This is a genomic window from Shewanella kaireitica, from assembly GCF_023284045.1.
GTDB classification, from domain to species: Bacteria; Pseudomonadota; Gammaproteobacteria; order Enterobacterales; family Shewanellaceae; genus Shewanella; species Shewanella kaireitica.
On the sequence record NZ_JAKIKQ010000003.1, the window covers coordinates 248,662 to 259,750 of the forward strand.

Here is an 11,089-nt window from a genome sequence, read left to right on the forward strand (position 1 = left end):
TAATATTTGAACCTTTGATGTATTAAGCGTAATGTCTCCCATAAGGGGAGAGTCAAACATCAATCCAATTTATTTTTGAGTGGGGCAATAATGAAGATAGGCGCTGTCGCAAAACTGACAAATTTGTCAGTAAAAAGCATACGTTACTACCATGACATCGGTTTGGTGGAGGGGGTAAAAAACGATAACGGCTACCGAGATTATGGCCAAGCACAGATTGATGCTTTGAGCTTTATACATCACTGCCGTGCATTGGGGTTTACCTTAGAAGATTGTAAAGCGCTACTCGATCTGCAGCAAGATAGCCAGCGTAATGCCGCCGATGTGAAAGCACTAGCCCAGCACCACCTTGAGGATGTCGAGCAAAGGATTGCTCACCTGACTAATTTGAAAAACCAGTTACAGCATCTAATACATGATTGTAAAGGCGGAAAACAACCTAACTGTGCCATTTTAAAGGGGCTTAGTCCAACCCCTTAATAATCTAGCCAGGATATTTATCTGCGCTTTAAGTTAGCGATGTTCTCAATGATAAGCGTTGGTGTTTTTCCTGCTGGCTCAAAACCAAATACCTGACCATAGAAAGATAACTCAGATTCGAGCGCCCGTTTTTTACTTTCAGGGGAAACGCGATTGGCTGCGTCGTCATTGAACTCTAAGTAAGCGACCGGCGTTCCTTTACGTTTGACCGCATTATAAAGCTGCAATGTTTGTTCAGCGGGGATCAATGAATCATTCACCCCTTGAATAAGCAGCAAAGGTTCATTGATCCCTGATAAATTATTCATTGCCGAACGCAGCTTATAGTTATCGATTGTTCCAATCAGCCTTTCTAAATAGTTACTTTCAAACTTATTGGAATGACGTCTAAATGACTGCGCGTCGCTAATGCCTGAATAACTCACGGCGGCACCAAAAGTACTGTAATAGGCAACCGCTGACAGTGCAGTAAAGCCACCCGCTCGAGAACCTCTAATGGCCAGTTTACGACCGTCTACATCACCTCTATTAACTAAGAAGCCTGCGGCGCGAACAGCATCTTCTACATCCGAACGACCCCACTGACCATATAAACTATTGCGGTAATCCCTACCAAAGCCTGTACTACCACGATAGTTCAGATCGAAAACGGCGAAACCGCGGCTGGTCCAATATTGAATATCGCGCCTAAAGACTCGACTTGCTTGTGCAGTCGGGCCACGGTGCAGAAACATCACCAAAGGCGGCTCTTGTCCTGCTGGCGCTTGAAAATTCGGATTCTCGGGTTTATAGAAATACCCGTAAGCGGTGTCGCGATCACCCGTTTTAAAGCTAACGCTTTCAGCTCTTGAAATGAAATTAGGGTCCATGACCGCCAATTTGGGCGCATACATCAGCTCTGCAGCGCGACCTTGCACTTTATAAATCCCTTTTTCAGGTGTCTCTTTAGAGCCAACAAAAATCACTCCATCGTCACTTTTAGTGACATAAGCGATATCAGCAAAATCAACCGCGATAGGTTCTGTTACGCCACTTTCAGTGTCGATTCGAACCAAACCTGCTTGCCCCTCATGGTTGTAACTTGCAACTATCGTCTGATCACTTTCGAATGCATAGTTGTGATTACCTAGATGCCAATTAGCAACAGCAAACTCTCCTTCCTGTGCCAATACAATTTCAGCTTGTCCCAGCTCATTTAAACGGTAAATATTCCACCAATTACTATAATCGGCGATAAAGTATAGCTGCCCACTAGGGCTAAAAAGTGGCTGAATAATCGAGCCTGACTGCTCCGTCGCCACCTGTTTAACATTAATAACAGCACCTTTGTTATCAATATTGCCAAGCCATAGCTGGGTGTTGTCCCAAGGCATATTCGGGTGCTGCCAGGTCACCCATGCCAATTGAGTTTGATCAGGTGATAATACTGGAGTTGAGTAAAAGTCGGCGCCAGTAGCAAGCACCTCGCCTTCATCGGCATAACTCAAATTAATGCCCACCAGCTGATTTGTGACTTTGCCAGCCTCTCGATGGTCTTCACGAACACATATTAAGCGGGAAGCTCTTGGGTTTGATATACAGTCAGCGTGGCGCGTTCCAGGAGGCGTTAATGCAAACGGTGTTTGATTAGGCGCAATACGGTATAACAGCTGATCAGAGTATTTAGTGGCGAACAAACTATTGCCAATGGCAACAAAGGGAGCGCCGCCATATTCGTGTACTCGGCTGCCTATATCAAAATTCGATGGAATAGCTTCGGTAACAGTGCCATTTTCTTCTATGCGTTGTACACCACGTCGCCCCTCATTACTTTCATCGCGTATGGTGAAATAGATACTGCCGGTGGTAACTTGCAGCTCACCAATACTGTCTGATAGATCGTATACATGCTCCGCATCAACCGGGGATTTCCAGCTACCATAATCAGCCACCTGAACACCATCGGGCAGCGCTTCAGAATCGGCGACTTTGGGTTGTTTTTTAGGCGAAACGTCACAACCAGTAATGGTCAATAACAAGGTAGCAGTTAATATCGATGCAAATATAAATCTCATTGGCCGCCTAGAAATCATATGAGTGATGAAGTTGCTTTCAATCTTATAGTGATGATAAAGCTAATATGGCGATTATATCAACTGCATTAATGAAACGGCAATTAAATGTATTTAATCCAAAGGGATCGGTTGCTTGCTATCCAGTATAGAGACTTTATTAGTCGTATAGCTTTAGCTTAAGGTTGTTTGCGGCTGAACTTGCTCATAAACCAACGTATCACTTCAATTTGGGTGCGTTGTTTTAGGCCAAAGTAGATACATATCCACGGGGAGATTAAAATATACCAAGGGATAACGGCGGTGCTTCGTCCATTAAACATCAAATAAAAAAAGCCGAAATAGATCACCAGCAGGCCGCAAGTGCCAACAATAAGCATCATCCATTTAGTCGTTTTCTCTAACCACTCCATCTAAGCCCCACACTCCTTTAACAATAACGTCTTGCTATATTATGGCCTATACCTTGGCTATAGTTCAATTGGCGTCCGTTCAGTCGCGAATATTGCCATAAAAAAACGGGCCTAAGCCCGTTAATGTTGTTGAAGCTGATATTACAAACGAATACCGCCATCAATCTCAAATACACGACCATTTACATAGTCGTTTTCAATGATAAAGCGTATTGTTGATGCAATCTCTTCAGCTTGCCCTAAGCGCCCAACCGGCACCATTTTTTCTAGTCGCTCAAGCGCTTCAGGCTTCATTGCCGCGGTCATTTCTGTTTCAATCACCCCTGGAGCGACTGCCGCACTACGGATATTATAACGCGCAAGCTCTTTTGCCCAACCGACACTCATCGCCGCCACACCAGCTTTAGAGGCTGAGTAGTTTGACTGCCCCATGTTACCCGCTTTAGCCAGACTAGAGATGTTAATTATAACGCCCTCTTGGCCAGTTTCGATCATCGCAGCTGCCGCTTCACGGCCACATAGGAATGTGCCAGTAAGATTCACATTAATCACCGACTGAAACTGGTCGAAAGACATGCGATCAATCACCTGCCCCTCTTTGGCTTTTAGCATTAATCCATCACGCAAAATACCCGCGTTGTTGATCAGTACATTAACTTGACCAAAATCTTCTTTAATAAACTGAAAACCAGAAAAAACATCTTCTTCGTCGGTAATGTCTAGTGCGTAACCTTGAACTTCTGTAGTTGCCCCAAGGTTGGCACAAGCCTTTTCCAGCTTCTCTTGGTCAACGTCGATAAGTGCTAGCTTAGCGCCTGCAGCGGCTAAATTTTCCGCCATTGCGTAACCTAGTCCACCAGCACCGCCAGTGATAACAACTACCTTATCTTTTAAATCCATTGAATTACCCTTTATTTTTTTACTTGTTGATTACTCTGATGAGCTAGGAGCAAACTGCTCAAAAATACTCGAAAAATCTCTTCTACCGTTGCCTTTACGTGCATGATTCACATAAAGGCTGCGCGCTAAGGCTCCCATAGGCGTGCTTGAATTCGATAACAATGCCGCTTCTTGGCTTAATCCTAAGTCTTTCACCATCAAGTCAACCATAAAGCCACCTTGATAATCGTTGGATGACGGTACCGAGTCCATCACCCCTGGACAAGGATTATATTTATCTAGCGTCCAATTACCACCACTACTGACCTTCATGATGTCAGAAAGCACTTTTGGGTCAAGCCCGTGATCGACGCCCATCTGTAAAGATTCTGACGTTGCTACCATTAATACTGACAGCAGCATGTTATTACAAATTTTGGCGACTTGGCCAGCACCAGGGCCACCAGCATGGAAGATATTCGCCCCCATTGCAGTAAGCACACCTTGTGCCTGTTCAAAGGCGTTATCTGTTCCGCCACAAATGAAGGTCAGTGTGCCAGCAGCAGCGCCTGCGGTGCCGCCAGAGACTGGTGCATCGATAAATTCGAGACCTTTATCAGCAGCATGGTTTGCCACAAAACGAGCGCTGTCAGCATCGATTGTCGAGCAATCAATCAGTAAGGTTCCCTTACCCACCACATCGATAAGCCCCTTGTTATCAGCATCGCCAACATAAAGGCTGCGCACGTGTTTGCCCGCAGGTAACATTGTCACCACGATATCACTACCTGCTGCAGCGCCACATGCGCTTGTTGCAGTGAGTGCGCCTTGCTCGGCTAACGCTTGCATCGCCGCAGGAACCAAGTCAAACACTCTAACGGTAAAGCCCGCTTTAATTAGATTAACGGCCATTGGGCCGCCCATGTTTCCTAAACCAATAAATGCAACAGTACTCATCTTTTGCTCCTGGGCACTTTTACAAGTGCGTTAATCTTTCCTTTGTACAAATAGTTTAGCTTTGTAGCCTTAATGGATGATCATTTTCATCCCAAGGTGACTGCATCAATGACACCAACAGTTCATTGGGTACTGAAGCTACGTCTTTATATCGCCAATTTGGATTTCTATCTTTATCGATTAGCAGTGCACGTACACCTTCAGCAAAGTCTGCTTTAGCACAGCAATTTACACTTAAACCTAACTCAAACTTAAACACTTCAGCCAAAGTCATTTCAGTGCCTAGTTGCGCCTGTTTGTGCACCAAAGCCAAGCTTATTGGGCTACCCGCTACCATCACTTTACAGGCTTTGGCTAACCAAGGCAGCGCCTCTTTAATCTCGCTCTCAAGTGAGCTTGCGCGTTCAACAATGGCTGGTAAATCACCGCTCATTAGCTCATCGATTTGCGCTTGATGGGCTTGCAGCTGACTCTCTGCTAATGGCGTTTTACAGTCTGCTTGCATATCGTCGATAAGCGCATGCAACATCTCATGGTTTAACGCTTTGTCATCTGACCAATCAATGGTTGCCATCGCATCAAATAACAGCTCTTTATCGTCACGATTAAGATAGTGGTTACCAATACCAACATAGTGGGCATCAGCGCCATTCATGTTGTATGCAGTCATTCCCAAAAACAGCCCTGCTTTACCGGGCATACGGTTTAAGAAGTAACTGCCACCCACATCTGGATACAAGCCAATAGTGACTTCAGGCATCGCAATACGCGAGTGCTCAGTGACAACGCGATGACTGGCGCCCGCCATCAAACCAAGCCCACCGCCCATGACGATACCATCGCCCCAAACCACGACTGGCTTGCCAAAGCTATGGAGCAGGTAATCGAGCTGATACTCTTGGCTAAAAAACTCGGTCGCTTGCGCGGTCACAGCACCAGGGGTTGCAACCGCAGCGTGATATATCGCCCTCACATCACCGCCTGCGCAAAAAGCCTTTTCTCCAGCGCCATCTAATACTACTGCCGCAATATTATTGTCACTGCGCCATTGGCCTAATTGATGAGTAAGTGCCTGCACCATCTCTATATTCAACGCATTTAACGCTTTTTCGATATTAAGGGTGGCAACACCTATCTGCTTACCTGACACTGTGCCCAAAGTTTGGAACACCACGCTGTTACTCTGCGTATTAGAAGTTGTCGTCATTAGCTGTTCTTCCAAACTGCTTTGCGCTTATTTAAGAATGCGCTAACACCTTCGGTTTGATCTTGCGTATCAAACAGGTCAGCAAACTCAGTGCGCTCTAGTGGCAACGCCTCTGCGCGCGGCATTGTGCGACCCGCTTGCACTAATCGTTTACATGCTGCCACGCTGCTCGGGCTTTGATTTGCTACTTTTTCTGCAAGCGCCATTGCGGCATTAAAGCTATCGCCCGTTGCTACCACCTCTTCAACTAAGCCTATCGCTTCTGCTTTAGCCGACTTAATGCGCTCACCGCAGAGGATCATACGTTTAGTCCAACCTTCGCCGACTAATGCTGTTAGGTTTTGGGTACCGCCTGCACAAGGAAGCAGACCGACAGTCGCTTCAGGCAATGCCATTTGTGCTTGCTCTTCACATATACGCAGATCACAGGCTAGTGCGACTTCTAAACCTCCGCCCATGGCGTAACCATTAATCGCAGCAATCGATACCCCACGAAAGGCACTCAAGGTCTCGAACGCTTCACCAAAGTAACGTGCCATATCTGCAGCATTACTTTTATCGCCATCGGCGAATAATTTTAGATCGGCGCCAGCAGAGAAGAACTTTTCGCCTTCACCAGTAATAACTAGTGCATACACTTCTTTGTTATCATTGAGTTTAAGTACTTTTTCTTTAAGCTCTTGTAAGCTCTGCGCTGTCCATGTATTTGCCGGCGGGTTATTCATGCTGATAACCGCGGTATGGCCGACAATTTTTTCTAATAACAGTGACATGGAAACTCCTTTTAAATAATTTTATTCGACAATGAAAAGCCTAATGCTTATAAAATTGCACCAGCGTTTTCATCCAGTAAACGACGAGAGATAATCAAACGCATAATTTCATTTGTTCCCTCTAGGATCTGATGCACTCGAACGTCACGTACATGGCGTTCTAACGGGTATTCACGAATATAACCGTAACCACCGTGGATCTGCAGCGCTGCGTCACACACTTGGAAACCAATATCAGTCGCGAAACGTTTGGCCATGGCGCAATATGCCGTCGCTTCAGGATCTTGTTGATCCAATTTAAAAGCGGCTAAACGTACCAGTTGTCTTGCTGCAACCAATTCTGTTGCCATATCGGCTAATTTAAACTGCAGCGCTTGAAAGGCTGCTAAAGGTTTACCGAACTGCTTACGCTCATTCATGTATTCAGTTGCACGCTCAAGCGCTGCTTGCGCGGTACCGATTGAACAGGTAGCAATATTGATTCGACCGCCATCAAGCCCCTTCATTGCAAAGGTAAAACCTTGCCCCTCTTCACCCAGAAGGTTGCTCACTGGTACGCGTACATTGTCAAAGGTGATTTGGCGAGTTGGCTGTGCGTTCCAGCCCATCTTGTCTTCCGCTTTGCCATAGCTCACGCCATCAGCATCTGCAGGAATCGCAATGGCAGAGATCCCTTTAGGACCGGCTTCGCCAGTGCGGCACATCACAACCAGCATTTCGGTTGCGCCAGCACCCGAGATAAATACTTTAGAGCCCGAAATTAGATAGTCATCGCCATCACGTACCGCTTTAGTCTGCAATGAAGCCGCGTCGCTACCTGCACCCGGCTCCGTTAAGCAGTACGATGCCAGTTTTTCGCCAGTTGTGAGTTGTTCAGACCATTCATCACGTAATGTTTGTGAGCCAAAGCTAGTGACCATCCAAGTGGCCATATTGTGAATGGTTAGCATCGCGGTAGTGGCGGTACAGCCCATTGCTAGCTGCTCAAAAATAATCGACGAGTCGAGGCGTGACAGCCCCATACCGCCTTCTGATTCTGGCGAGTAGAGAGAGCAAAAACCTAACTCGCCCGCTTTTTGAATGACATCTTTAGGAAAGTGATGCTCTTCATCCCACTTGGCTGCAAAAGGAGCTAACTCTTCGGTAGAAAACTGTTGTGCAAGATCTGCAAACTGGCGTTGGTCGTCATTCAGATTAAAGTCCATCTGGGTACTCCTGTTGTACTTGGTACAATACTGTCTATTGCCTTTATGATTGCTGCTGCAATATAGGCTAAGGGTCTTTAGCTAGCGGGTATGTAATGTCACCCGCTGCTGACCTCTATTCATTATTAAAGGGTTCGTTTACTAGGCTTGAAAGCCACTAGCTAAACGAATATTGCCACCTCAGTGAGGTGGCAATTAACTTTTGCTTTTACTTAAGGTCAATGGTCATGTTTGGCGCTGATGCCACGGCGATGTCTGACTCAAACCAGCGTGCAGTAATCGTTTTAGTCTCAGTGTAGAAACGCACTGCTTGCTTACCATAAGCATGTTGGTCGCCGTAGAAACTGCCCTTCCAACCAGTGAATGAGAAGAAAGGTAGCGGCACAGGGATAGGTACGTTAATACCTACTTGACCAACTTCAATTTCATGTTGGTATTTGCGCGCTGCAGCGCCACTGGCAGTAAAGATTGAAGTGCCGTTACCGTATGGGCTGTCGTTAACTATCGCAATCGCATCTTCTAGAGTTTCAGCGTTCATACAACACAGTACTGGGCCAAAAATCTCCTCTTTGTAGATACTCATCTCTGTAGTGACTTTATCGAACATGGTAGGACCTACCCAGTTACCTGACTCATGACCTTCAACGGTGAAGTTTGTGCCATCAAGTAAGCAATCTGCGCCCTCTTCAATGCCTTGGGCGATAAGACCGACTACACGCTGCTTAGCAGCAGGACTAATGACCGGACCGTAAGCGGCATCTTTGTCATCCCAAAGACCGGGCTTAACCTTAGCAATAGCTTCTTTTAGTTCTGGGATCCACTCTTTTGCTGCGCCAACAAAGACGGCAACCGAAAGCGCCATACAACGCTGACCTGCCGCACCAACAGATGCGCCAACTAGGTTATTAATCACTTGCTGCTTGTTAGCATCTGGCATGATCACGCAGTGGTTTTTAGCGCCAGCAAACGCTTGCACGCGCTTAAGGTTATCAGTACCTGTTTTATAGATGTACTGGCCAACATTCACTGAACCCACAAATGAGATGGCTTTGATGTCAGGGTGACGTAACACAATATCAACCGCTGTCTTATCACCGTGAATTAGCTGCACCACACCTTTTGGTGCACCCGCTTGTTCAAACAGCTCAATGAGTCGTTGCGGCGTCATAGGATCTTGTTCAGACGGCTTAAGAATGAAAGTGTTACCACAAGCAATCGCCAGCGGGAACATCCATAGTGGGATCATCGCTGGGAAGTTAAATGGAGTGATACCAGCACACACGCCTAAAGGCTGGGTGTAGCTATAAGTGTCAATTGAACGGGCTACGTTTTCAACGGTTTCGCCCATCATCATAGAAGCGATGTTACATGCATGCTCAGCGACTTCGATACCACGCCAAACATCACCTTTTGCATCATCGAAGGTTTTACCCGTCTCTTGTGCAAGGATGGTTGCAATCTCGTCGTGGTGCTCTTTTAGCAAATGTTGGTACCTAAGCATAACGCGAGCACGCTCAGAAACAGGTACCTCTTTCCAACTGCTAAATGCTGTTTTTGCACTGGCAATCGCCGTTTCGACCTCACTTGGAAGTGCTGCATTTACTACTGCTATTGTTTCGTTATTAGCAGGGTTAGTGACGGCGATCTGCTGCTCGCCATTACCTAGAATCCATTCGCCATCGATGTAGTGCTTAACTTGAGTGGTCATATCGCTTCCTATTTTCATCATCTATCTGGGATAGTGATGAGCAAAATGATGATTTAACTAGCGCCTTTATTATTTTGTTTTACAAGCTAGCGCTGGAGTACAAAGCTAGCTTGCAGGCTGTTAGTTAAATCGAGTCTTGTTGATTACTAATATTCAAACCTTACGTCCAATAGCGCTTAAAGCTCAATCGCCATTGCAGTTGCTTCGCCGCCACCAATACACAGTGACGCCACGCCTTTAGAAAGGCCGCGAGCTTTTAGTGCATGGATTAAGGTAACCAGCAAACGTGCGCCAGAGCAGCCAATCGGATGACCTAGTGCACAAGCGCCGCCATTAACGTTTACTTTCTCGCTATCGAGCCCAAGCTCAGACACTGCCAACATGGTGACCATAGCAAAGGCTTCGTTGATCTCAAACAGATCAACCTCATCTTTGCTCCAACTTACTTTTTCTAGCAGTTTACTCATCGCACCAACTGGCGCAGTAGTAAACATTGAAGGTTCTTGTGCATGGGTTGTGTGACCTTTAATAGTGGCCATCACTTCCAATTTAAGCTCACTCGCCTGTGCGCGGGTCATTAGCATTAACGCTGCAGCACCATCTGAAATAGAGCTAGAGTTAGCCGCTGTAATGGTGCCGTCTTTAGCAAATGCTGCTCGTAATGTCGGGATTTTATCTGGACGGGCGTTACCGGGCTGTTCATCGGTATCAATCACAACATCGCCACGGCGATTCGCAACTGTTACTGGCGTAATTTCAGCATTGAACGCGCCTGCTGCAATAGCTGTATTCGCTTTTTCTAGCGAACTGAGTGCAAAACCATCCATTTGCTCACGTGTTAAGTTAAAATCATCAGCTGTGTTTTGGGCAAAGGTACCCATTGCACCGCCGGTGTAAGCATCTTCTAGTCCATCAAGGAACATGTGATCAAGCACTTTGCCATGACCCATGCGCATACCGCCGCGGGCTTTATCTAGCAGATAAGGCGCTTGGCTCATGTTTTCCATACCGCCAGCAATCACCACGTTGGCGCTGCCAGCTTTAATTAAATCATGCGCAAGCATCACGGTTTTCATACCAGAACCACACACTTTATTGACAGTGGTTGCACCGACGGATAAAGGTAAGTCAGCACCAAGAGTCGCTTGACGCGCAGGCGCTTGACCAAGACCTGCTGGCAGTACACAGCCCATTAGCACTTCATCTACCTGCTCACCCGCTAAGCCACTGTGCTGCATCAGACCTTTAATCGCAGTCGCCGCCAATTTTGGAGAAGCGACGGTTGCAAGTGCCCCTTGGAATCCACCCATTGGTGTGCGCTTAGCTGCAACAATAACGATATCTTGGTTTGACAGTTCTGAACTCATAAATACTCCAGTAATACTATTAGGCTTATTCTCTGCGAGATTTACGCTT

At 46.4% G+C, this 11,089-nt stretch carries 10 protein-coding genes; 1 reads left to right on the plus strand and 9 read right to left on the minus strand.

What is annotated here, in order from left to right; all coding sequences use genetic code 11:
• Positions 1–90: 90 nt before the first annotated feature.
• Positions 91–480, plus strand: a complete 390-nt coding sequence (gene cueR, locus L2730_RS06065) for a Cu(I)-responsive transcriptional regulator (protein ID WP_248973769.1) — start codon at positions 91–93, stop codon at positions 478–480.
• Between the two features lie 17 nt (positions 481–497).
• Here cueR and L2730_RS06070 read toward each other — a convergent pair whose 3' ends face one another.
• The 9 genes from L2730_RS06070 to L2730_RS06110 all read right to left on the minus strand — a co-directional run bounded on the left by L2730_RS06070 (position 498) and on the right by L2730_RS06110 (position 11,040).
• On the minus strand, positions 498–2,534 hold the full coding sequence (locus tag L2730_RS06070; RefSeq protein WP_248973770.1) for a S9 family peptidase: 2,037 nt from the start codon (positions 2,532–2,534) through the stop codon (positions 498–500).
• A 176-nt stretch (positions 2,535–2,710) separates the two neighbouring features.
• On the minus strand, positions 2,711–2,944 hold the full coding sequence (locus L2730_RS06075; protein ID WP_020913430.1) for a hypothetical protein: 234 nt from the start codon (positions 2,942–2,944) through the stop codon (positions 2,711–2,713).
• A gap of 141 nt (positions 2,945–3,085) precedes the next feature.
• Entirely contained in the window at positions 3,086–3,844 is a 759-nt protein-coding gene (locus L2730_RS06080; RefSeq protein WP_020913431.1) for an SDR family oxidoreductase, read from the minus strand.
• 30 nt (positions 3,845–3,874) lie between these two features.
• The gene (gene mmsB / locus L2730_RS06085) at positions 3,875–4,780 is read right to left on the minus strand and encodes a 3-hydroxyisobutyrate dehydrogenase (RefSeq protein WP_248973771.1); all 906 of its coding nucleotides are present in this window, start codon (positions 4,778–4,780) and stop codon (positions 3,875–3,877) included.
• Positions 4,781–4,835: 55 nt separating this feature from the next.
• Positions 4,836–5,987, minus strand: coding sequence for an enoyl-CoA hydratase/isomerase family protein (locus L2730_RS06090; protein ID WP_248973772.1), 1,152 nt, complete (start codon positions 5,985–5,987; stop codon positions 4,836–4,838).
• The gene (locus L2730_RS06095; protein WP_248973773.1) at positions 5,987–6,760 is read right to left on the minus strand and encodes an enoyl-CoA hydratase; all 774 of its coding nucleotides are present in this window, start codon (positions 6,758–6,760) and stop codon (positions 5,987–5,989) included. Before L2730_RS06095 ends, L2730_RS06090 begins: the two co-directional genes overlap by 1 nt.
• A gap of 47 nt (positions 6,761–6,807) precedes the next feature.
• Complete coding sequence (locus tag L2730_RS06100) at positions 6,808–7,965, minus strand: acyl-CoA dehydrogenase family protein (RefSeq protein WP_248973774.1); 1,158 nt, start codon at positions 7,963–7,965, stop codon at positions 6,808–6,810.
• 208 nt (positions 7,966–8,173) lie between these two features.
• Positions 8,174–9,673 (minus strand): CoA-acylating methylmalonate-semialdehyde dehydrogenase, encoded by a 1,500-nt coding sequence (locus L2730_RS06105; protein ID WP_248973775.1) that lies wholly within the window; start codon positions 9,671–9,673, stop codon positions 8,174–8,176.
• A 176-nt stretch (positions 9,674–9,849) separates the two neighbouring features.
• Positions 9,850–11,040: an acetyl-CoA C-acyltransferase gene (locus L2730_RS06110; RefSeq protein WP_248973776.1), complete on the minus strand. Its 1,191-nt coding sequence runs from the start codon at positions 11,038–11,040 to the stop codon at positions 9,850–9,852.
• Positions 11,041–11,089: the final 49 nt, after the last annotated feature.